The following is a 20,418-nucleotide window of genomic DNA, read 5'->3' as shown; positions in this document are numbered from 1 at the left end:
GCGCAAGGGGCGCGCCCGTCGTCACGGGCGCGCCCCTTTGCCGTGCAGCGGCGTCAGTTGTGGCCGAAGCGCTTCTGACGGCCCTTGCGCGCCATGTCACCGGGGGTGACCTGGCTGGCGCGCTGCTCGGCCTGGGACTCCAGCGAGGACTGCTGCGCCTGCTGGGCACCGCGCTCGGCCGGCGACTGCTTCTGACTGCGGTTCTGGTTGCGGTTCTTGGCCATGGGGATGATGCCTCCTCGAAGGGACCTAGGGGCCAGGGCCGCTGTCAGACTCACATACGGGAGAAAACGCCGCATTTTGGATCATTGCGGAGCGTGAGGGCCCGCCCGGACGTGAGCTCCGCCACGCCGATGATCCAGTTCCTGCGGTCAAGCCCCCGGCCGTCGGGCAGACTCGAAGGAATACCCGAAGCAACGTCCGATCCCGAGCCGACCCCCCTGGGCCGAAAGTGGGTGGAACACGTGGACCGCTGCGTCGTCCTGGTGGACGCCGGATACCTGCTGGGCGCCGCCGCCAGTCTCCTCGCCGGGGAACCGGCCCGCTCACGGATCAGCGTCGACCACGCCGGGCTCATCCGGCAGCTGCGCGAACGGGCCGAGGCCGAGACGGCGCTGCCCCTCCTGCGGATCTACTGGTTCGACGGCGCGCCCGACCGGGTGCCCCAGCCCGAGCACCGCCGCCTGCGCGTCATGCCCCGGGTCACCGTCCGGCTGGGCGCCCTGACCCGCAGCGACGGACGGTGGGCCCAGAAGGGCGTCGACGCCGCCATGCACACCGAGCTCACGGAGCTCGCCAGGAACGGGGCCTGCTCCGACATCGTGCTCGTCACCGGGGACGGCGACCTGCTGCCCGGCCTCATGTCCGCCAAGGAGCACGGCGTCGCCGTCCACCTGTGGGCCGTCCAGGCCGCCGACGGCGACTACAACCAGTCCGAGGACCTCGTCGCCGAGGCCGACGAACGCCGCGTCCTCGACCGGGCGTGGATCACCCGCGCCGTCCGCGCCAAGGACCTCACCGGTCTCTGTGCCCCGCCGCCCGCCCCGCGCCCCGAGATCGCCGCCATCCTCTCGGCGCCGCTGCCCGAGGCCGCGCTCGCCGCCTCCGCCGAGCGGGCCGCCGAGGCGTCCGCCGCCGCGTCCGCTCCGGGTGCGCGGGAGGCCGTACGGGACGGGGCACCGGCCCCCGCGGAGAACCGCGCCCCCTCGCACAACGGCCACGGCGGCCACGGCGGCCACAACGGTCACGGAGGTCACAGCGGTCACGACAGCCACGGCGGCCACAACGGTCACGGCGCCGCCCCCGCCGCGGGCAAGGGCGTCCCCACGCCGAAGGACCTCGCCGGGCTGCGCGGCCCCGCCGGACCCGCCGCCCCCGCCCCCCTGCCGCAGGGCACCAGCGCGCTCCGCTGGTCCTCCGACCGCGGCTGGGTGGAACGTTCCGCGCCCTCGCTCGGCGAACCGCCCGAGACGGCCTCGCTGCCCACCCTCGCCCAGCTCACCAGCGCCGAGCAGCGCTGGGCCGACCGCGAAGAGGACATCACCACCGTCGGCGGCGACCCCTTCGAGGTCGGCCAGGTCTTCGCCAGGCGCTGGATGGAGCGGCTCCCCGAACAGAGCCACGTCCAGAAGCTCTCCACGCTCTACCCGCGCATCCCGCACCGCATCGACGGCGAACTCCTCCGCTACGCCGCCCGCTTCGGCCTGCTCGCGCACAAGGACGACCAGATCGACGAGCACGACCGGTACGCCATCCGTGCCGGTTTCTGGCGCGAGATCGACGTCCGGGCCGCCGCCGAACACGCCCCCGCGCCCGGAGCGGGCCCGGCGACCCCGTAGGCTCTTGCCCCGTGAGTACGGTGTGCGTGGTGCGGGATCTGGTCAAGACGTACCCCGCCACGCGCGGCAGGCGGGGCGCGCCCGCGACCCCCGAGGTCAGGGCCACCGACGGCATCAGCCTCGACGTGCGCGGCGGCGAGGTCTTCGGCCTGCTCGGCCCCAACGGCGCCGGCAAGTCCACCCTCGTGCGCCAGCTCACCGGCCTCATGCGGCCCGACTCCGGCACCGTCGAACTCCTCGGCCACGACCTCGTCCGCCACCCCGAACGGGCCGCCCGCCTCCTCGCCTACCTCGGCCAGGAGTCCACCGCCCTGGACGAGCTGACCGTCTCCCTCGCCGCCGAGACCACCGGACGGCTCCGCGGCCTCACCGCCGCCGACGCCCGCGCCGAGCGCGACCACGTCCTGGAGGAGCTCGGCCTCGGCGCGCTCGCCGCCCGCCCCCTCAAGAAGCTCTCCGGCGGCCAGCGGCGCCTCGCCTGCTTCGCCGCCGCCCTCGTCGGCCGCCGCCCCGTCCTCGTCCTCGACGAACCCACCACCGGCATGGACCCCGTCGCCCGCCGTGCCGTCTGGGCCGCCGTCGACCGGCGCCGCGCCGAGCACGGCACCACCGTGCTCCTCGTCACCCACAACGTCATCGAGGCCGAGACCGTCCTCGACCGGGTCGCCGTCCTCGACCGCGGCCGGGTCATCGCCTGCGACACCCCCGCCGGGCTCAAGGAACGCGTCGCCGGCGAGGTCCGCGTCGACCTGGTGTGGCGCGAGTCCGCCCCCCTCCACCTCCCCGAGGTCGCCGCGCTGCGCGACCTCGCCCAGGAGTCCGGGCGCCGCTGGGTCCTCCGGCTCGCCCCCGACGCGGCCCGCGCCGCCGTCGCCGCCGTCACCGGCGGAGCCGCCTTCGCCGCGCTCGACGACTTCACCCTCGCCACGCCCAGCCTGGAGGACGTGTACCTCGCCCTGGGCGGCGCGACCGAGGGACTGGTGAAGGCGTGAGTGCCGCATGATCCCCCGCCACCCGTCCGTGACGACCCCCCACGACCCGCCCGTGACCTTCAGGAGCCGTACGCAGTGAGCACCGTGCCCGCCGAGGCCCTGACGACCGGGGCGCTCCCCACCCCGCCCGGGGACGCGGACCGGGCCGCCGCGGCCCTCGCCCCGCGCGCCCGGCTGCTGCCCTCCATGGCGGCCGTCTACCGCGCCCAGCTCTCGCGCGCCCGGGTCGCCCGCATCCCGCTCCTCTTCGTCGCGACCTTCCAGTCCGTCGGCATCATGATCCTCATGCGCGGGGTCGTCGACGGCGGCTCCGAGGCGCGCGCGGTCGTCGCCGGGTCCTCCGTCCTGGTCGTCGCGTTCGTCGCCCTCAACCTCCTCGCCCAGTACTTCGGCCAGCTGCGGGCGGGCGGCGGCCTCGACCACTACGCCACGCTGCCGGTGCCGCCCGCGGCCGTCGTGCTCGGCGCCGCCGGGGCGTACGCCTCCTTCACCGTGCCCGGCACCCTCGTCACCGCCGTCACCGGCTCCGTCCTCTTCGGGCTGCCCCTCGGCCAGCTGTGGATCCTCGGCGCCGTCGTCCCCCTCGCGGGGGCGGCGCTCGCCGGACTCGGAGCGGCGCTCGGCCTGCTCGCGCCCCGCCAGGAACTGGCCACGCTCCTCGGACAGCTCGGCATGTCCGCCGCGCTGCTCCTCGGCGTGCTGCCGCCGGAGCGGCTGCCCGGGCCCATCGGCTGGGCGCGGGACCTGCTCCCCTCCACGTACGGCGTGGAGGCCCTGGCCCGTACCTTCGAACCCCGCCCGGACTGGACGGCCGTCGCCGTGGACCTGGCCGTCTGCGGCGCGGTCGGCGTGGTCTCGCTGGCCCTCGCCACCTGGGCGTACCGGCGGGCCGCGGTCCGCTGAGGCGGCCCACGGGGACACCTGGCACGATGGCGGGGTGACCGCACCCCTGACTCCGTCGCACCAGCCCCCGCCGAACGACCCCGCATGGCCGCCGCCCCCGCCGCTCGGCGGACCGGCCGGTGACCCGATCACCGCGGCCGAGGTCCTCCAGGGGGTCGTCGTGACGGTCGCCTCCGCGGTCGCGGGCGGACTCCTCGGGCTGCTCTGGCTCTGGCAGGCCCCGCGCACGCTGCTGGTCTCGGACGGCAAGGCCGTCTTCCTGAGCGACTCCGAGGGCGAGGCGGCGATCGGCGCGGACGGCACCTTCGTCCTGCTCGCCCTCGCCTTCGGCGCGGCCGCCGCGCTCGTCGTCTTCCTGCTGCGCCGCACGGGCGGGGTGCCGCTCGTGCTCGGTCTGGCGGTCGGCGGTGTCGCGGGCTCGCTCCTCGCCTGGTGGGTGGGCTCCTCCCTCGGGCCGACGAGCGACGTCGTCGCCCGTGCGAAGGCGGTCGGACCCGACGTCGCCTTCGAGGCGCCGCTCGAACTGAACATGGCCGCGGCCGCGATGCTCGCCTGGCCGCTCGCGGCGACCGTCGTCCACCTGGCCCTGACGGCGGCCTTCGGGCCCCGCGACCCCGAGCCGGAGCCCTGGGCGTCCCCGTACGCCGACTGAGCCGGACACGGTGACGCGCAAGGGCCCGGCGGTCGTCCACCGCCGGGCCCTCCTGGCTGCCGGGTCCGGTGTCTCCCGCGTCGGTGAGCCGCCGGTCAGCCCCGGCCGATCGGGGCCACGACCGCCGCCGTGAGCGAGGCCAGGTCGGCGGGGGAGAGCTCGACCTCCAGGCCCCGGCGGCCCGCCGAGATGCAGATCGTCGCGTGGTCCGAGGCCGAGGCGTCGAGGACCGTACGGAGCCGCTTGCGCTGGCCGAGCGGGGAGATGCCGCCCCGGACGTAACCCGTGGTGCGCTCCGCCGCCGCCGGGTCGGCCATCGCCGCCCGCTTGCCGCCGACCGCCGAGGCCAGCGCCTTCAGGTCGAGCTGGCCCGCCACCGGCACCACGGCCACCGTCAGTTCGCCGTCGACGTCCGCCACCAGGGTCTTGAAGACCCGGTCGGGGGAGACGCCGAGGGCCTCCGCGGCCTCCTCGCCGTACGAGGGGGAGGCCGGGTCGTGCTCGTACGCGTGCAGGGTGAACGGAGTGCCGGCCGCCGTCAGCGCCACCGTCGCGGGCGTGCCCCCGCCGTTCTTCTTCTGCTTCTTCGCCACGCGCTCGCTCTTCCTCGGTTCGGCTCGTCCGGTCAGTTGGGGTTCGTGGGGCCCTTCGTCAGGTCCACCGCCGGCACCGAGGGCAGATGCCGCAGGACCGCCGTCTCCGCCCGCAGCAGCGCCAGCTCCTCGCGCAGCCGGGTCGCGGTGTCCGGGACCTGGAGCAGCCGCTGCTTCGCCGGGGTGTCGAGCACGGCCGCGGCCGCCACCAGGTACGACACCACCGACGGGTCGTCGGGCAGCTCGCTCGTGGTCATCGACCGCTCCCGCGCCCCGGCGAGCCGCTTCTGGTACGTGCGGAAGGCGCGCAGCACCCCCTCGGCGAGGCTCTCCGGGTCGTCGCCCCGCTCCTCGGGGAGCTCCTTCACCTCGGCGGTGAGGAAGGGGCCGCTCGCGTCGACGGAGAGCAGCTCGAACCGGGTCGTGCCGGTGGCCATCACCTCGAAGCTGCCGTTGCCGCGCTCCCGGATGGTGGCGGCGTCGGCCACGCAGCCGACCCGGTGGAACGCCGACAGGGGGTCCGGGCCGAAGCCCGCGGCGGGGCCCTTCTCCGGCAGCGCCGTCTGGTCCGGCAGCCCGGGGGCCGTCGGCGCGACCTCGTGCCCGTCCCGGATGGCGACGACGGCGAAGCGGCGCGGCTGCGACGCGTCGATCGTCAGCAGCTCGCGCATCATGGCGCGATAACGCTCCTCGAAGACGTTCAGCGGCAGCACGAGGCCGGGGAACAGCACCGCGTTGAGCGGGAAGAGGGGCAGGCGAGCGGTGGTCACAGCGGCCAAGCCTAATGGGCGGGTCGGACACCGATCCGCCGCCCGGGGCCGTGGGGACCGGGTTCGCGGCCTTTCGTCGCCTTTCGCCGCCTCAGATGGCCGCGGAGCGCCCGCCTCCGCCTTCCCACAGCGGGGTACGGCGGCCGACGGCGGCCCGTGCGCCATCCCGCGCGGCGAGAAATCGACGCAGCGGGTCCTCCCCTTCGGCGCCCCAGGGGAAGGACGTGGCGTACGCGCCGATCCGGCCGAACTCCGCGAGCGCCTCCTCCTCGCGGCCCCGCTGCACCAGGACGTACGCGAGGAGGTTGCGCACCTCGGCCGGCCAGGGATCGCCCGCGGGGAACGCCGCCGACAGGGCGAGGCCCCGGTCCGCCGCCCGGTCGGCCAGGCCCCCGTCCGCCGGGCCCCCGTCCGCCGGGCCGCCCCCGTCCGCCGGGGCCGGGGAGCCCGGCAGCCCGCGGAGCCCGTCGTAGGCGGCGCGGACGGGCAGCGCGCGGACGAGCGAGCCCGGAGCGGCGTCGTCGGCGGCCTGCTCGGCGAAGTCGAAGGCGGCCCGGTGCGAGCCGTACCACTGCGCGGAGAGGTACTTGAGCGCGGCGACATGGCAGCCGTAGTGGTGCGGGGAGCGGCGCAGGGCTCGCTCCCACAGCGACTCGAACTCCGCGTGCCCGGCGTGCGCCCCGCGCGCGTGGTCCAGGGCGAGCCGCCACGGCACCGGATCGTGCGGCGCGGCCTCCGCGACGTCCTGGATCAGCGGGCCCAGCTCGCGCAGCCGCTCGGCGCGCGCCGGGGACCCCCAGGCCCTGCGCACGGCGAGCTGCGCCGTGACGAGCAGGGCGTCCGGGTCCCCCGGCGCGGCGGCGAGCCACTCCGTGAGCCAGCCGTCCCTGCTGTACGCGAAGGTGGCGAGCCGGACCACGTACCGGTCGCGGTCCTCCCACTCGCCGGCGTCCCGGGTCGTGGCGAGCAGCTTCGCCGCGGGCTCCGGGTCGGCGAGGGCGGCGGCGACCAGGGCGGGCGCGAGCCGCTCGTCGGGGGCGTCGAGCAGCACGTCGTCGTCCGGCACGAGCCCGGCGGCGAGCCGCGGGGCGTGCCGGGCCGCTCGGACGGTGCCGATCGCGGTGCCCCACAGGGCGCGAAGCATGGACATGGTGCGTCACAGTTTCCCATTGCACCGGTCCGTTCAGGGCCGTCTGCCCAGGCCCTTCACCCCCGTCTCACCGAGCCCCCGCAGAGCGCCCCCGTCCACCGGCCGCGAGAAGGCCGCCCCCCGCCCCCCGCCGCCCTCAGCCCCACCGCCCTTGGCCCTCCCTTGACCCCGGCGCCCGTCAGCCCCGCCGCAGCAGCCGCGTCGCCCCCGCCGCGACCGTCGTCGCGAGGATCCAGCCGATCAGGATCAGCACGGCGGCCGCCCACTGCCAGAGCCCTTCGAGCCGCCAGTAGCCGTCCTGCCCGAGGTTAATCACCGGCAGCAGCAGGTCCAGCGCGTACAGGGGCCCGTTCCAGTCGGGCGCCTCCTCGCCCTTGAGGGGGACCGGCCGGTAGCGGGAGAAGGCGATCGTCCCGGCCGCCCAGAGCACGGCCATCCACAGCGCGGCGCGGCCCGGCCGGTACCCGTACGCCACCGTCCAGTCCTGGAGGTACCCCCACAGCTTCCCCGCCACGGGCAGGGTCTCCCGTCTGCGCCGCTGCTTGGCGAGCAGCACCTCCCGCGCGTCCGCGTCCTCCCCGCTGCTGCGCAGCACGGCCGCCAGGCGTTCGTACGGCTCGGGGGCGTACTCCGGGGTCGCCGCCGCCACCCACTCCAGGCGCCGGGCGAGCGGGAAGCGCTCGTACGGCACGAGGTTCTCGTAGACGAAGCCGCCCATCGCCAGGCCGCCCGGGCCCGGCCAGCTGGCCGGCAGGTCGATCAGGGTGACCACCTTCGCGCCGTTCAGCACCACCCGCCCCTCGTCCGGGCGCTCCCCGTTGAACCGCAGCTCCGGCGTGGCGATCCGGCGCAGCGAGACCTCCTCCCGCCGCGCGCCGTCCAGCAGGAACCGGGCGTGGTGCAGGTCCACCGCGTCGCCGAAGCGGCCGTCGTCGAGCCGCACCCCGCCGTGGAACTCCACGGGCTTGCGGCGGGCGTCCCGGAACGGCGCCGTGCCGTACGGCGGGGTGGCCGTCGCGTGCCCCGACCCGTCGTACACCCAGGCGGCGTTCAGATAGAGCGAGCGCTCCACCGTCAGCTGCGGGGCGTTCAGCGCGCGGCGCTGCTGGGCGCCGCGCAGGACGCTGCCCCGGAGGCTGAGCGAGACGCCCACCTTCGCGCCGCGCAGGCTCAGCTCCCCGTGCGTCTCGATCAGCTCGGCCTGGAGGTCCTGCGCGACCACCATGCCGTCCGCCGTGATCGCCCGGCCCCGCCGGTCCGGCCACACCTGGATCTCGTTGATGAGCAGGTCCGTCCCGATCTGGGCGTCGGTGAGCCGGATGCCGTGCCGGACCCGGCAGCGCGGCAGATGGAGATCGCCCTCCGTGTGGAGCCGAGCGGCCTCCAGGCGGGGAATGGCGCACTCGACCATCCGCAGCGTCCCGAACCGGGTCTCGGGCAGCGCGACCTCCCCGTCGAACCGGCACCCCGTCAGCTCCACGTACGGCCCTATCGTGCCGCCCGCCAGATCGAGCACCCCCGTGATCCGCACCCCGCGCAGCTTCAGGGCCGCGACGCGCCCTGACCTGGCCGGCGGCCCGTCGAGCAGCAGCAGCGCCACCACCTCGGCGCGCACGCTCCGCTCCGGCCCCCACAGGTGCGGCCCGAACGGGTCGTCCCGGTCCGGCACCCCCTCCGTCAGATCGCACGTCCGGCCCACCCGGAACGCCAGCCACATGGCGCGCTCCGTCCCCGTGAGACCGTCCGGCATCCCGTCCTCGTGCGGCTCGGTCACTGCCGCCCCCTCGCTTCCCACGATCCTCGGCCCCGATTCCGCCCCGGGTTCCGTGGATTCGTACAGCCGTTCTTCCCGTTGAGTGACGGGCTGAACGCTAACGGTCAGGAGTGGCGACAAGACGCCAGTGTGACGCGTATCAGTCAGCGATTGGCATGTATCAGCAGGTGATACGGACGTCCGGCGTCGTGGGCCGTCTGCGAGAATTGACCCGTGATCTCTCGAATCGATCTGCGCGGCGAGGCCCTCCCCGAGGGTGCCGCCCTGCGTGACCTGCTGCCCCGTGCCGAGTTCGACGTGGAAGCCGCCCTGGAGAAGGTGCGGCCGATCTGCGAGGACGTACGGCATCATGGCGCGGCCGCGGTGATCGACTACGGGGAGAAATTCGACGGCGTCCGCGTCGCCGGCCTCCGGGTCCCCGCCGAGGCGATCACCCGCGCCCTCGAAGAGCTCGACCCGGCCGTCCGCGCCGCCCTCGAGGAGTCCATCCGCCGCGCCCGCCTCGTCCACCGCGAGCAGCGCCGCGCCACCCACACCACCCAAGTCGTCCCCGGCGGCACGGTCACCGAGAAGTGGATCCCGGTCGACCGCGTCGGCCTCTACGTCCCGGGCGGCCGCGCCGTCTACCCCTCCTCCGTCGTGATGAACGTCGTCCCGGCCCAGGAGGCCGGCGTCGAGGGCCTGGCCGTCGCCTCGCCCCCGCAGAAGGAGTTCGGCGGCCTGCCGCACCCCACGATCCTCGCCGCCTGCGCCCTCCTCGGCGTCGACGAGGTGTACGCGGCCGGCGGCGCCCAGGCGATCGCCATGTTCGCGTACGGCACCGAGGACACCGAGCAGGCGCCCGGCTGCGCCCCCGTCAACCTCGTCACCGGCCCCGGCAACATCTACGTCGCCGCCGCCAAGCGCCTCCTCAAGGGCCGCATCGGCATCGACGCCGAGGCCGGCCCGACCGAGATCGCCGTCCTCGCCGACGACACCGCCGACGCCGTGCACGTCGCCGCCGACCTGATCAGCCAGGCCGAGCACGACCCGATGGCCGCCTCCGTCCTCGTCACCGACTCCGAGGCGCTCGCCGAGGCCGTCGAGGCGGAGCTGAAGACCCAGGTCGCCGCCTCCAAGCACGTCGACGAGCGGATCGTCCCCGCGCTCTCCGGCAAGCAGTCCGCGATCGTCCTCGTCGACGGCCTCGCGGACGGCCTCACGGTCGTCGACGCGTACGGCGCCGAGCACCTGGAGATCCAGACCCGGGACGCCGCCGCCGTCGCCGACCGCGTCCGCAACGCCGGCGCGATCTTCGTCGGTCCCTGGGCGCCGGTCTCCCTCGGCGACTACTGCGCGGGCTCCAACCACGTGCTGCCCACCGGCGGCTGCGCCTGCCACTCCTCGGGCCTCTCCGTGCAGTCCTTCCTGCGCGGCGTGCACATCGTGGACTACACGCGCGACGCCCTCGCCGACGTGGCCCACCACGTCGTCACCCTCGCCGAGGCGGAGGACCTCCCGGCCCACGGCGCCGCGATCAAGGCAAGGTTCGGCTGGAAGGTGCCCGAGAGCAAGTGAACGCGTACGACACCACCGGGATCGACGACCTGCCGATCCGCGACGAGCTGAAGGGCAAGTCCCCCTACGGCGCGCCCCAGCTCGACGTCCCCGTCCAGCTGAACACCAACGAGAACCCCTACCCGCTGCCCGAGCCGCTGGTGGCCCGGATCGCGGAGCGCGTCGCCGAGGCCGCCCGCGGCCTCAACCGCTACCCCGACCGGGACGCGGTCGAGCTCCGCACCGAGCTGGCCCGCTACCTCACCCGCACCGGCAAGCACCCGGTCACCACCGGGAACGTCTGGGCCGCCAACGGCTCCAACGAGGTCCTCCAGCAGCTGCTCCAGACCTTCGGCGGCCCCGGCCGCACCGCGATCGGCTTCGAGCCCTCGTACTCGATGCACGCCCTCATCGCCCGCGGCACCGGCACCGGCTGGATCTCCGGGCCGCGCAACGAGGACTTCACGATCGACACGGAGGCGGCGGAGAAGGCGATCGCCGAGCACCGGCCCGACGTCGTCTTCGTCACCTCCCCCAACAACCCCACCGGCACCGCCGTCGCGGCCGAGACCGTCCTCGCCCTGTACGAGGCGGCCCAGGCCGCCAAGCCCTCGCTGGTGATCGTGGACGAGGCGTACGTGGAGTTCAGCCACCGGGACTCGCTGCTGCCCCTCCTCGAGGGCCGCCCCCACCTGGTGGTCTCCCGGACCATGTCCAAGGCCTTCGGCGCCGCCGGGCTCCGCCTCGGCTACCTCGCCGCCCACCCGGCCGTGGTCGACGCCGTCCAGCTCGTCCGCCTGCCGTACCACCTCTCGGCCGTCACCCAGGCCACCGCGCTCGCCGCCCTGGAGCACACCGACACCCTCCTCGGGTACGTCGAGCAGCTCAAGGCCGAGCGCGACCGCCTGGTCGACGAGCTGCGGGCCATCGGCTACGAGGTCACCGACTCCGACGCCAACTTCCTCCAGTTCGGGCGCTTCGACGGCGCCCGCGGCTCGCACGAGGCCTGGCAGCGGATCCTCGACCGGGGCGTCCTGGTCCGGGACAACGGCGTACCGGGATGGCTGCGGGTGACCGCCGGCACCCCCGAAGAGAACGACGCGTTCCTCGACGCGGTCCGTGAACTGATGAAGGAGCAGAAGCGATGAGCCGCGTAGGCCGCGTTGAGCGCACCACCAAGGAGACCTCCGTCGTCGTCGAGATCGACCTCGACGGCACCGGAAAGGTCGACGTGTCGACCGGGGTCGGCTTCTACGACCACATGCTCGACCAGCTCGGCCGCCACGGGCTCTTCGACCTGACCGTCAAGACCGACGGCGACCTCCACATCGACTCCCACCACACCATCGAGGACACCGCCCTCGCCCTCGGCGCCGCCTTCAAGCAGGCCCTCGGCGACAAGGTCGGCATCTACCGCTTCGGCAACTGCACCGTGCCGCTCGACGAGTCCCTCGCCCAGGTCACCGTCGACCTCTCCGGCCGCCCGTACCTCGTGCACACCGAGCCCGAGAACATGGCGCCGATGATCGGTTCGTACGACACGACGATGACCCGCCACATCCTGGAGTCCTTCGTCGCCCAGGCCCAGATCGCGCTGCACGTCCACGTGCCCTACGGCCGCAACGCCCACCACATCGTGGAGTGCCAGTTCAAGGCGCTCGCCCGGGCCCTGCGCTACGCCTCCGAGCGCGACCCGCGCGCCGCCGGCATCCTCCCCTCCACGAAGGGCGCCCTCTAGTCGTGAACGGCCTCTCCACCATCCTCATCGTCGTCGGCCTCTTCCTGCTCGGCGGCATCTACTCCTTCGCCAAGCAGCAGATGCCCAAGGGCCTGATCGTGGTCCTCGCCATCGGCTCGGCCATGTGCCTCGCCGCCGGCGTGCTCCGACTGGACGTGTGGGCATGAGCGCGGCGACCGGCAAGAAGGTCGTCGTCTTCGACTACGGCTTCGGCAACGTCCGCTCCGCCGAGCGCGCCCTCGCCCGCGTCGGCGCCGACGTCGAGATCACCCGCGACTACGAGAAGGCGATGAACGCCGACGGACTCCTCGTCCCCGGCGTCGGCGCCTTCTCCGCCTGCATGCAGGGGCTCAAGGAGGCCCGCGGCGACTGGATCGTCGGCCGCCGGCTCTCCGGCGGCCGCCCGGTCATGGGCATCTGCGTCGGCATGCAGATCCTCTTCGAGCGCGGCATCGAGCACGGCGTCGAGACGGAGGGCCTCGACGAGTGGCCCGGCGCCGTCGAGCCGCTGAACGCCCCCGTCGTCCCCCACATGGGCTGGAACACCGTCGACGCCCCCGAGGACAGCGAGCTGTTCGCCGGCCTCGACGCCGACGCCCGGTTCTACTTCGTGCACTCCTACGCGGTGCGCGAGTGGACCCTGGAGGTCGGCAACCCCAACATCCGCGCCCCCAAGGTCACCTGGTCCACCCACGGCGAGCCGTTCGTCGCCGCCGTCGAGAACGGCGCCCTGTGGGCCACCCAGTTCCACCCCGAGAAGTCCGGCGACGCCGGAGCCCAGCTCCTCACCAATTGGATCGAGACCCTCTGATCATGGCTCAGAAGCTTGAACTCCTCCCCGCCGTCGACGTCCGCGACGGGCAGGCGGTCCGCCTCGTGCACGGCGAGTCCGGCACCGAGACCTCCTACGGCTCCCCGCTGGAGGCCGCCCTCGCCTGGCAGAACTCCGGCGCCGAGTGGCTCCACCTCGTCGACCTGGACGCCGCCTTCGGCACCGGCGACAACCGCGAGCTGATCGCCGAGGTCGCCCGGGCCATGGACATCAAGGTCGAGCTCTCCGGCGGCATCCGCGACGACGCCTCGCTCGCCGCCGCCCTCGCCACCGGCTGCACCCGCGTCAACCTCGGCACCGCGGCCCTGGAGACCCCCGAGTGGGTCGCCAAGGTCATCGCCGAGCACGGCGACAAGATCGCCGTCGGCCTCGACGTGCGCGGCACCACCCTGCGCGGCCGCGGCTGGACCCGCGACGGCGGCGACCTGTACGAGACGCTCGCCCGCCTCGACTCCGAGGGCTGCTCCCGCTACGTCGTCACCGACATCGCCAAGGACGGCACCCTCCAGGGCCCCAACCTGGAGCTCCTGAAGAACGTCTGCGCGGCCACCGACAAGCCCGTCGTGGCCTCCGGCGGTGTCTCCTCCCTGGACGACCTGCGCGCCCTGTCGGGCCTCGTCCCGCTGGGCGTCGAGGGCGCCATCGTCGGCAAGGCGCTCTACGCCAAGGCCTTCACCCTGGAAGAGGCCCTGGAGGCGGTGGCCTCGGCATGACCGATTCCGTGCGCAAGGTCGTCACCGGCGCCCCCTGGGAGGAGCAGTTCGGCTACTCCCGCGCGGTCGAGCTGCCCAACGGGACCGTCCTGGTCTCCGGCTGCACGTCGGTGGTCGACGGGCAGATCGCCGACGGCGGCCCGTACGAACAGACGGTCAACGCGTTCAACGTCGCCTTCGCGGCCCTGAAGCAGCTGGACCTCACCGCCGACGACGTGGTGCGGACCCGGATGTACCTCACCCACGCCCGCGACGTGGACGAGGTCGGGCGCGCCCACAAGGAGCTGTTCGGCGCCGTCCGCCCCGCCGCCTCGATGATCATCGTCTCCGGCTTCGTCGACCCCCGCCTGGTCGTCGAGGTCGAGGTCGAGGCCTTCCACCCCCGGGCCGGCCGGGCAGGCGGTGCGGCATGAGCCTCGCCGTACGCGTGATCCCCTGCCTGGATGTGGACAACGGCCGGGTCGTCAAGGGTGTCAACTTCCGGAACCTGCGGGACGCGGGCGACCCCGTCGAGATGGCCAAGCTGTACGACGCCGAGGGCGCCGACGAGCTGACCTTCCTCGACATCACCGCCTCCTCCGGCAACCGGGAGACCACCTACGACGTGGTGCGCCGCACCGCCGAGCAGGTCTTCATCCCGCTGACCGTGGGCGGCGGCGTCCGCGCGGCCGAGGACGTCGACAAGCTGCTGCGGGCCGGCGCGGACAAGGTGGGCGTGAACACCGCCGCCATCGCCCGCCCCGAGCTGATCCAGGAGATCGCGGAGCGCTTCGGCCGCCAGGTCCTCGTCCTCTCCGTGGACGCGCGCCGCACCGAGTCGGGCTCCTTCGAGGTCACCACCCACGGCGGCCGCCGGGGCACCGGCATCGATGCCGTCGAGTGGGCGCACCGGGCCGCCGAACTGGGCGCGGGCGAGATCCTGCTCAACTCGATGGACGCCGACGGCACCAAGGACGGCTACGACACGGAGATGATCGCGGCGGTGCGCAAGCACGTCACCGTGCCGGTCATCGCCTCCGGCGGCGCCGGCAAGCTCTCCGACTTCCCGCCCGCGATCGCGGCGGGCGCGGACGCGGTGCTCGCCGCCTCGGTCTTCCACTTCGGCGACCTGCGGATCGGCGAGGTCAAGGACGAGCTGCGGAAGGCGGGCCACGCGGTCCGCTGACGCGACGTTCCGCTTCGGGAAGGGGCCCCTCGGGGCCCCTTCTGCGTACGCGCCCGTGCGTGCGGCCGGGCCCGGAGCGCGCGGCGCCCCGGGCCCGTCGCCGCTCAGAGCCCCAGCTGCTTCGTCTCGCTCAGCCGCTCGATCGCGTCCGGCTCGCCGTCCAGCGCCACCTTCGCCGTGTCCTGGCGCCCGTACATGTACATCGTCAGCTCGCCCGGCTCGCCGGAGATCGTCACCACCGGCGTGCCGCGGTGCGCCACCACCGTCTGGCCGTTCGGGCGGCGCAGAACGAGGCCCACCGGCACCTTCCGGCCGAGCAGCCGGGCCGTGCGCTCCAGGCGCGACCACAGGACGTCCGAGAAGACGGGATCGAGCTCGCGCGACGACCAGTCGGGCTGCGCCCGCCGCACGTCCTCCGCGTGGACGTAGAACTCGACGACGTTCGCCCCCTCGTCCACCTGCTTGATGGTGAAGGGCGAGAACCTCGGCGGGCCCGTACGGATCAGCTGGACCAGTTCCTCGTACGGCTTCGCGGCGAACTCCGCCTGCACCCGCTCCTGCCGCTCCTTCAGGGCCGGCACCAGCGAGCCCGCCGCCGCGTCCGGGCGCCGCTCGCGCACCACCACATGGGCCGCCAGGTCACGGGTCAGCCAGCCCTCGCAGAGCGTCGGGGCGTCCGGACCGGCCGCCTCCAACAGATCGGCGAGGAGAAGCCGTTCACGTTTGGCATGGGTCGACATGCCCGCCAGCGTACGACCGCCGCGCCCCGTCCGCCCAGTGGACACCGTCCCGGACACCCCCGCGCGTCACGGCACAATGGCGCCATGAGCAGCAATCTCGACCCGGCCATCGCCGCCCGGCTCAAGCGCAGCCCGGACGGACTCGTCCCCGCCATCGCCCAGCAGTACGACACCGGCGAGGTGCTCATGCTCGGCTGGATGGACGACGAGGCCCTGCACCGCACCCTCACCACCGGCCGCTGCACCTACTGGTCGCGCAGCCGCCGGGAGTACTGGGTCAAGGGCGACACCTCCGGGCACGTCCAGCACGTCAAGTCCGTCGCCCTCGACTGCGACGCCGACACGCTGCTCGTCAAGGTCGACCAGGTCGGCGCCGCCTGCCACACCGGCGCCCGCACCTGCTTCGACGCCGACGTGCTCCTCGCATCCGAGTAGGGTCTGGCGCCATGGATCTCGAGACCTTCCGCAAGCTGGCGGCCGACCGCCGCGTCATCCCCGTCAGCCGCAGGCTCCTCGCGGACGGCGACACCCCGGTCGGGCTCTACCGCAAGCTCGCCGCCGAACGCCCCGGCACCTTCCTCCTCGAATCCGCGGAGAACGGGCGCAGCTGGTCGCGCTACTCCTTCATCGGCGTCCGCAGCGACGCCACCCTCACCGTGCGCGACGGCGAGGCGCACTGGCTCGGCACCCCGCCCGTCGGCGTCCCCGTCGACGGCGACCCGCTCGACGCCCTGCGCGCCACCATCGAGACCCTCCACACCCCCCGCGACCTCGCGTCCGGGATGCCGCCCTTCACCGGCGGCATGGTCGGCTACCTCGGCTACGACATCGTCCGCCGCCTGGAGCGCATCGGCGAGCACGGCCGCGACGACCTGCGGCTCCCCGAGCTCACCATGCTCCTCACCAGCGACCTCGCCGTCCTCGACCACTGGGACGGCACGGTCCTGCTGATCGCCAACGCGATCAACCACAACGACCTCGACACCGGAGTCGACGAGGCGTACGCCCACGCCGTCGCCCGCCTCGACGCGATGGAGGCCGACCTGGCCCGGCCCGTCGCCTCCGCCCCCGCCGCCCTGCCCTCCTCCGAGCTCCCCGAGTTCTCCGCGCTCTGGGGCGGCCCCGCCTACCAGGACGCCGTCGAGGACATCAAGGAGCGCATCCGCGCGGGCGAGGCCTTCCAGGTCGTCCCCTCCCAGCGCTTCGAGACCCCCTGCGCCGCCTCCGCGCTCGACGTCTACCGGGTCCTGCGGGCCACCAACCCGTCCCCGTACATGTACCTCTTCCGCTTCGAGAACGGCTTCGACGTCGTCGGCTCCTCGCCCGAGGCGCTGGTCAAGGTCGAGGACGGGCACGCGATGCTCCACCCCATCGCCGGCACCCGGCACCGCGGCGCCACCCCGCAGGAGGACCACGACCTGGCCGAGGAGCTGCTCGCCGACCCCAAGGAGCGCGCCGAGCACCTCATGCTCGTCGACCTCGGCCGCAACGACCTCGGCCGCGTCTGCGAACCGGGCTCCGTCGAGGTCGTCGACTTCATGTCGATCGAGCGGTACTCGCACGTCATGCACATCGTCTCCACCGTGACCGGCAAGGTCGCCGAGGGGAGGACCGCCTTCGACGTCCTCACCGCCTGCTTCCCCGCCGGCACCCTCTCCGGCGCCCCCAAGCCCCGCGCCATGCAGATCATCGAGGAGCTGGAACCCTCCCGGCGCGGACTGTACGGCGGCTGCGTCGGCTACCTCGACTTCGCGGGCGACTCCGACACGGCCATCGCCATCCGTACGGCCCTGCTGCGCGACGGCACCGCCTACGTCCAGGCCGGCGCCGGGGTCGTCGCCGACTCCGACCCGGTCGCCGAGGACAACGAGTGCCGCAACAAGGCCGCCGCGGTCCTCCGGGCCGTCCACACGGCCAACCGGATGACCACGACCGGATGAAACGCCTTCCGGGGCCGTAGGGGATAGTGGGGTACGTGAGTGCCGTACCCGTACCCCAGCCCCGAGCCGCCCGCCCGGCGGCCGTCACCGCCGGCGGCCGGCGCAGTCTGGCCGTCGCCCTCCTCCTCGGCGCCCTCGGAGCCACCGTCGTACTGCTCTCCGCCGGCCAGATCTGGGCCGAGGGCACCGCGTCCGTCGGCGGCGGCACCGTCCCCGTCGAGGCCGACGGCGGAGCCGTCACCGGCGTCCCGACGGCCCTCGCCGTCGTCGGCCTCGCCGCGCTCGTCGCCGTCTTCGCCGTCCGCCGCACCGGCCGCACCCTCGTCTCCGCGCTCCTCGCGCTGAGCGGCGCCGGAGCCGCGCTCGCCGCCTTCCTCGGCGCCTCCGACCGCGCCGCGCTCGACACCGAGGCCGCCCGCGTCAGCGGCGACACGGCCGCCGCCGTGGCCGGCCTGACCCACACCGCCTGGCCCTACGTCACCGCGGGCGGTGCCCTCCTCATCCTGCTCGCCGGCCTCCTCGCCCTCCGCTTCGGCAAGAGCTGGCCCGCCATGGGAGGCCGCTACGAGCGCGCCGCGGGCCCCCGCGCCCGGAAGGCGCCCGCGGTGGACCCCGACCGGCCCGAGGACCTCTGGAAGGCCATCGACCGCGGCGAGGACCCCACGCGCGGCGACTGACCACGCCGCGGGCCTCCCCGCCGCGTGATCGTCCCGGACCCCCGATTCATGCGCCCGCCCCCGTGTGCGGGACAATGAAGACCGAGTGTCCGCGCACGCGGGACCTCACCACCGAGCAACAGCAACGAGGAGCAACTCATGGCGGGCAGCGCCCACGGACACACCCCGGCCGCCTGGACCGGTGTCATCATCTCCTTCATCGGCTTCTGCATCGCCGGGGTCTTCATGGTGGCCGCCAACGTGACCGGTTTCTGGGCCGGCATGGGCGTCATCGTGCTCGGCGGCATCGTCGGCGGCGCGATGAAGATCGCCGGACTCGGCATGCCGAAGGAGTCGGAGGCCGTCGTCGCGGCCCGCGAGGCCGCGACCGCCCAGGTCCACTCCTGACGCACCGCGACCTGCCCGAGGGCGCGGCCCGGCGTTGCCGGGCTGCGCCCTCGCGCGTCCCGGGCGACAATCACCGGGTGACCACGCACCCGACGCCCGGAACCACCCCCGACGCGCCCGGCCCCGGCCCCGCCCCGGACACCCCCGCCCGCCCGGTCGACCGGGGCGCCCCGGGTACCCCGGGTGCCGTACCGGCGGGCACGGACGCTTCCGGGGTCGTACCGTCGCGCGGGCGCGCGGCCGGGCCGGTGCCGCCCGGTGAGGGCGCCTTCGGGCCCGTGCCGCCCCGCGGGTACGCCCCCCACGGGGCCGTGCCGCCCGGCTGGGGCGTCGCCCCCGGAGCCGTACCGCCGCCACCGCAGCGCAGGCCCAGGCCGCTCGCCCTGCGGCTGCTCGCGCCCCTCGGGGCCCTGGCCGGAGCCGTCGGCGCCTTCGCGTACGTCGGGGCCGTCGACCCCAACGAACCGGGCCACTACCCCGTCTGCCCCCTCCTCCGCTTCGCCGGCGTCTACTGTCCCGGCTGCGGCGGGCTCCGCAGCGCCCACGCCGTCGCGCACGGCGACCTCGCCACCGCCCTCGGCGCCAACGCCCTCGCCGTCGCCGCCTACGGCCTCTTCGCCGTCGTCGTCGTCCTCTGGCTGGTTCGCGCCGCCCGCGGCCTCCCCCTGCGCATCGTGATCCCGCCCCTCTGGGGCTGGGGCCTCGGCGCCCTCCTCGCTGTCTTCACTCTGGTCCGGAACCTCCCCTTCGGCTCCGCCCTGGCCCCCTGACGTGCCCCCGGACCGCCCCGGCAGTCCCAGCAGGTGGGACGCGGCTCCGGCCGATGCGAGTACCGAGCTCTCCTGCGGATAGGATCGAAGTGGCTGAACCTGGTTCATCAACACCGTCACCGTCCCGGAAGGGGGCCTCTCGCGTGAGTGTGCTCGACGAGATCATCGAGGGCGTGCGCGCCGACCTCGCGGAGCGGCAGGCGCGGGTCTCCCTCGACGAGCTCAAGGAGCGCGCCGCCAAGGCGCCGCAGGCCAAGGACGGCGTCGCCGCGCTGCGCGGCGACGGCGTCAAGGTGATCTGCGAGGTCAAGCGCTCCAGCCCGTCCAAGGGCGCCCTCGCCGCGATCGCCGACCCCGCCGGGCTCGCCGCCGACTACGAGGCGGGCGGCGCGGCCGTCATCTCCGTGCTCACCGAGCAGCGCCGCTTCGGCGGCTCGCTCGCCGACCTCGAAGCCGTCCGCGCCCGGGTCGACATCCCGGTCCTGCGCAAGGACTTCATCGTCACCGCCTACCAGCTGTGGGAGGCACGGGCGTACGGAGCGGACCTCGCGCTCCTGATCGTCGCCGCCCTGGAGCAGGAGGCCCTCGTCTCCCTCATCGAGCGCGCCGAGTCCATCGGACTCACCCCGCTCGTCGAGGTCCACGACGAGGACGAGGTCGAGCGCGCCGTCGACGCGGGCGCCCGCATCATCGGCGTCAACGCCCGCAACCTCAAGACCCTCCAGGTCGACCGCTCCACCTTCGAGCGCGTCGCCCCCGAGATCCCGGCCGGCGTCGTCAAGGTCGCCGAGTCCGGCGTCCGCGGCCCGCACGACCTCATCGCGTACGCCAACGCGGGCGCCGACGCGGTCCTGGTCGGCGAGTCCCTCGTCACCGGCCGCGACCCCAAGGCCGCCGTCGCCGACCTCGTCGCCGCCGGCGCCCACCCCGCCCTGCGCCACGGCAGGAGCTGACGCCCCCGTGTCCTCCCGCCGCGCCACGCCGCACGTCCCGGGCCCCGCCGCCCGGGGCGCGGTCGGCGCGCCCGCGGAGGACCGGCGCCACGCCCCGCTCGCCCGCGGCTGCCGCCCGCGCGGCTGCCGCGCGCCCGCCCGCCGTGTCCACGGCCGCCGGGTGCGGTACGTGATCGGGGACGAGCCGGGCCAGGTCAACGGCATGCGATGGCGCCCGCGCCCCGCGCGCACCTCCACGACGACGCCGTAACCCCCGGACGGCGCCCTTGCGGGCGCCCTGGCTTCCCGCACGGGC

Annotated in this window: 25 protein-coding genes; 19 read left to right on the top strand and 6 right to left on the bottom strand. The window is 74.5% G+C overall.

Annotated elements, in window-relative coordinates:
• Positions 1 to 53: 53 nt before the first annotated feature.
• Entirely contained in the window at positions 54 to 224 is a 171-nt protein-coding gene (locus tag ACWDVG_RS02645) for a hypothetical protein (protein WP_451695442.1), read from the bottom strand.
• A 231-nt stretch (positions 225 to 455) separates the two neighbouring features.
• Between ACWDVG_RS02645 and ACWDVG_RS02640 the strand changes: the two genes are divergently transcribed.
• From ACWDVG_RS02640 to ACWDVG_RS02625, 4 genes are all read left to right on the top strand, one after another.
• Positions 456 to 1,838, top strand: a complete 1,383-nt coding sequence (locus ACWDVG_RS02640; protein ID WP_451695440.1) for an NYN domain-containing protein — start codon at positions 456 to 458, stop codon at positions 1,836 to 1,838.
• Between the two features lie 20 nt (positions 1,839 to 1,858).
• Positions 1,859 to 2,830 carry an ABC transporter ATP-binding protein gene (locus ACWDVG_RS02635; RefSeq protein WP_451695643.1) on the top strand — a complete coding sequence of 324 codons (972 nt, stop codon included), beginning with the start codon at positions 1,859 to 1,861 and terminating at the stop codon, positions 2,828 to 2,830.
• 75 nt (positions 2,831 to 2,905) lie between these two features.
• A complete protein-coding gene (locus ACWDVG_RS02630) occupies positions 2,906 to 3,733 on the top strand; it encodes an ABC transporter permease (protein WP_451695438.1) in 828 nt (275 codons plus the stop codon).
• 34 nt (positions 3,734 to 3,767) lie between these two features.
• Positions 3,768 to 4,385, top strand: coding sequence for a DUF2567 domain-containing protein (locus tag ACWDVG_RS02625; RefSeq protein ID WP_451695436.1), 618 nt, complete (start codon positions 3,768 to 3,770; stop codon positions 4,383 to 4,385).
• Between the two features lie 95 nt (positions 4,386 to 4,480).
• Here the strand turns inward: ACWDVG_RS02625 and ybaK are convergent, their stop codons facing one another.
• The 4 genes from ybaK to ACWDVG_RS02605 form a co-directional block, all read right to left on the bottom strand.
• Complete coding sequence (gene ybaK / locus ACWDVG_RS02620) at positions 4,481 to 4,978, bottom strand: Cys-tRNA(Pro) deacylase (protein ID WP_451695434.1); 498 nt, start codon at positions 4,976 to 4,978, stop codon at positions 4,481 to 4,483.
• A gap of 32 nt (positions 4,979 to 5,010) precedes the next feature.
• Positions 5,011 to 5,748: an LON peptidase substrate-binding domain-containing protein gene (locus tag ACWDVG_RS02615; RefSeq protein ID WP_451695432.1), complete on the bottom strand. Its 738-nt coding sequence runs from the start codon at positions 5,746 to 5,748 to the stop codon at positions 5,011 to 5,013.
• 91 nt (positions 5,749 to 5,839) lie between these two features.
• Positions 5,840 to 6,898, bottom strand: a complete 1,059-nt coding sequence (locus ACWDVG_RS02610) for a hypothetical protein (protein ID WP_451695430.1) — start codon at positions 6,896 to 6,898, stop codon at positions 5,840 to 5,842.
• A 178-nt stretch (positions 6,899 to 7,076) separates the two neighbouring features.
• Complete coding sequence (locus ACWDVG_RS02605) at positions 7,077 to 8,672, bottom strand: oxidoreductase (protein ID WP_451695429.1); 1,596 nt, start codon at positions 8,670 to 8,672, stop codon at positions 7,077 to 7,079.
• Between the two features lie 213 nt (positions 8,673 to 8,885).
• Here ACWDVG_RS02605 and hisD point away from each other — a divergent pair, with 213 nt between their 5' ends.
• Genes hisD through hisF form a run of 8 tightly spaced genes read left to right on the top strand, consistent with a single transcriptional unit; the run spans position 8,886 to position 14,656 of the window.
• Entirely contained in the window at positions 8,886 to 10,229 is a 1,344-nt protein-coding gene (gene hisD, locus ACWDVG_RS02600) for a histidinol dehydrogenase (RefSeq protein ID WP_451695427.1), read from the top strand.
• On the top strand, positions 10,226 to 11,356 hold the full coding sequence (locus tag ACWDVG_RS02595) for a histidinol-phosphate transaminase (protein ID WP_451695425.1): 1,131 nt from the start codon (positions 10,226 to 10,228) through the stop codon (positions 11,354 to 11,356). The genes hisD and ACWDVG_RS02595 overlap by 4 nt, the downstream gene beginning before the upstream one ends.
• Positions 11,353 to 11,946, top strand: coding sequence for an imidazoleglycerol-phosphate dehydratase HisB (hisB, locus tag ACWDVG_RS02590; protein ID WP_030492957.1), 594 nt, complete (start codon positions 11,353 to 11,355; stop codon positions 11,944 to 11,946). The genes ACWDVG_RS02595 and hisB overlap by 4 nt, the downstream gene beginning before the upstream one ends.
• Before the next feature lie 2 nt (positions 11,947 to 11,948).
• Positions 11,949 to 12,113 (top strand): hypothetical protein, encoded by a 165-nt coding sequence (locus tag ACWDVG_RS02585; RefSeq protein ID WP_451695423.1) that lies wholly within the window; start codon positions 11,949 to 11,951, stop codon positions 12,111 to 12,113.
• Positions 12,110 to 12,757, top strand: a complete 648-nt coding sequence (hisH, locus tag ACWDVG_RS02580; protein WP_451695422.1) for an imidazole glycerol phosphate synthase subunit HisH — start codon at positions 12,110 to 12,112, stop codon at positions 12,755 to 12,757. Before ACWDVG_RS02585 ends, hisH begins: the two co-directional genes overlap by 4 nt.
• A 2-nt stretch (positions 12,758 to 12,759) precedes the next feature.
• The gene (priA, locus tag ACWDVG_RS02575) at positions 12,760 to 13,491 is read left to right on the top strand and encodes a bifunctional 1-(5-phosphoribosyl)-5-((5-phosphoribosylamino)methylideneamino)imidazole-4-carboxamide isomerase/phosphoribosylanthranilate isomerase PriA (RefSeq protein ID WP_451695420.1); all 732 of its coding nucleotides are present in this window, start codon (positions 12,760 to 12,762) and stop codon (positions 13,489 to 13,491) included.
• Positions 13,488 to 13,904 (top strand): RidA family protein, encoded by a 417-nt coding sequence (locus ACWDVG_RS02570; protein WP_451695419.1) that lies wholly within the window; start codon positions 13,488 to 13,490, stop codon positions 13,902 to 13,904. Before priA ends, ACWDVG_RS02570 begins: the two co-directional genes overlap by 4 nt.
• Positions 13,901 to 14,656, top strand: coding sequence for an imidazole glycerol phosphate synthase subunit HisF (hisF, locus tag ACWDVG_RS02565; RefSeq protein WP_451695417.1), 756 nt, complete (start codon positions 13,901 to 13,903; stop codon positions 14,654 to 14,656). Before ACWDVG_RS02570 ends, hisF begins: the two co-directional genes overlap by 4 nt.
• A 104-nt stretch (positions 14,657 to 14,760) precedes the next feature.
• On the opposite strand, the gene ACWDVG_RS02560 is transcribed toward hisF, so the two are convergent.
• Positions 14,761 to 15,396 carry a TIGR03085 family metal-binding protein gene (locus ACWDVG_RS02560; RefSeq protein ID WP_451695415.1) on the bottom strand — a complete coding sequence of 212 codons (636 nt, stop codon included), beginning with the start codon at positions 15,394 to 15,396 and terminating at the stop codon, positions 14,761 to 14,763.
• 84 nt (positions 15,397 to 15,480) lie between these two features.
• Between ACWDVG_RS02560 and hisI the strand changes: the two genes are divergently transcribed.
• From hisI to trpM, 7 genes are all read left to right on the top strand, one after another.
• A complete protein-coding gene (gene hisI / locus ACWDVG_RS02555) occupies positions 15,481 to 15,831 on the top strand; it encodes a phosphoribosyl-AMP cyclohydrolase (protein WP_451695414.1) in 351 nt (116 codons plus the stop codon).
• 11 nt (positions 15,832 to 15,842) lie between these two features.
• Entirely contained in the window at positions 15,843 to 17,336 is a 1,494-nt protein-coding gene (locus ACWDVG_RS02550) for an anthranilate synthase component I (protein WP_451695412.1), read from the top strand.
• 26 nt (positions 17,337 to 17,362) lie between these two features.
• A complete protein-coding gene (locus tag ACWDVG_RS02545; protein WP_451695410.1) occupies positions 17,363 to 18,013 on the top strand; it encodes a TIGR02234 family membrane protein in 651 nt (216 codons plus the stop codon).
• A gap of 138 nt (positions 18,014 to 18,151) precedes the next feature.
• Positions 18,152 to 18,400: an HGxxPAAW family protein gene (locus ACWDVG_RS02540; RefSeq protein WP_451695408.1), complete on the top strand. Its 249-nt coding sequence runs from the start codon at positions 18,152 to 18,154 to the stop codon at positions 18,398 to 18,400.
• A gap of 278 nt (positions 18,401 to 18,678) precedes the next feature.
• On the top strand, positions 18,679 to 19,170 hold the full coding sequence (locus ACWDVG_RS02535; protein ID WP_451695641.1) for a DUF2752 domain-containing protein: 492 nt from the start codon (positions 18,679 to 18,681) through the stop codon (positions 19,168 to 19,170).
• Between the two features lie 143 nt (positions 19,171 to 19,313).
• Positions 19,314 to 20,123, top strand: a complete 810-nt coding sequence (gene trpC / locus ACWDVG_RS02530; RefSeq protein ID WP_451695407.1) for an indole-3-glycerol phosphate synthase TrpC — start codon at positions 19,314 to 19,316, stop codon at positions 20,121 to 20,123.
• 7 nt (positions 20,124 to 20,130) lie between these two features.
• Positions 20,131 to 20,373, top strand: a complete 243-nt coding sequence (trpM, locus tag ACWDVG_RS02525; protein ID WP_451695405.1) for a tryptophan biosynthesis modulator TrpM — start codon at positions 20,131 to 20,133, stop codon at positions 20,371 to 20,373.
• Positions 20,374 to 20,418: the final 45 nt, after the last annotated feature.

It is taken from the genome of Streptomyces sp. NPDC003327, from assembly GCF_053589515.1.
This window is presented reverse-complemented; position numbering and strand designations above follow the sequence as displayed.

What these genes read in the sequence shown, in the direction of transcription:
- ACWDVG_RS02645 (WP_451695442.1), bottom strand. Translation starts at nt 224, where the DNA reads ATGGCCAAGAACCGCAACCAGAACCGCAGTCAGAAGCAGTCGCCGGCC.
- ACWDVG_RS02610 (WP_451695430.1), bottom strand. Translation starts at nt 6,898, where the DNA reads ATGTCCATGCTTCGCGCCCTGTGGGGCACCGCGATCGGCACCGTCCGA.
- hisB (WP_030492957.1), top strand. Translation starts at nt 11,353, where the DNA reads ATGAGCCGCGTAGGCCGCGTTGAGCGCACCACCAAGGAGACCTCCGTC.
- hisH (WP_451695422.1), top strand. Translation starts at nt 12,110, where the DNA reads ATGAGCGCGGCGACCGGCAAGAAGGTCGTCGTCTTCGACTACGGCTTC.
- priA (WP_451695420.1), top strand. Translation starts at nt 12,760, where the DNA reads ATGGCTCAGAAGCTTGAACTCCTCCCCGCCGTCGACGTCCGCGACGGG.
- ACWDVG_RS02570 (WP_451695419.1), top strand. Translation starts at nt 13,488, where the DNA reads ATGACCGATTCCGTGCGCAAGGTCGTCACCGGCGCCCCCTGGGAGGAG.
- hisF (WP_451695417.1), top strand. Translation starts at nt 13,901, where the DNA reads ATGAGCCTCGCCGTACGCGTGATCCCCTGCCTGGATGTGGACAACGGC.
- ACWDVG_RS02560 (WP_451695415.1), bottom strand. Translation starts at nt 15,396, where the DNA reads ATGTCGACCCATGCCAAACGTGAACGGCTTCTCCTCGCCGATCTGTTG.
- hisI (WP_451695414.1), top strand. Translation starts at nt 15,481, where the DNA reads ATGAGCAGCAATCTCGACCCGGCCATCGCCGCCCGGCTCAAGCGCAGC.
- ACWDVG_RS02550 (WP_451695412.1), top strand. Translation starts at nt 15,843, where the DNA reads ATGGATCTCGAGACCTTCCGCAAGCTGGCGGCCGACCGCCGCGTCATC.
- ACWDVG_RS02540 (WP_451695408.1), top strand. Translation starts at nt 18,152, where the DNA reads ATGGCGGGCAGCGCCCACGGACACACCCCGGCCGCCTGGACCGGTGTC.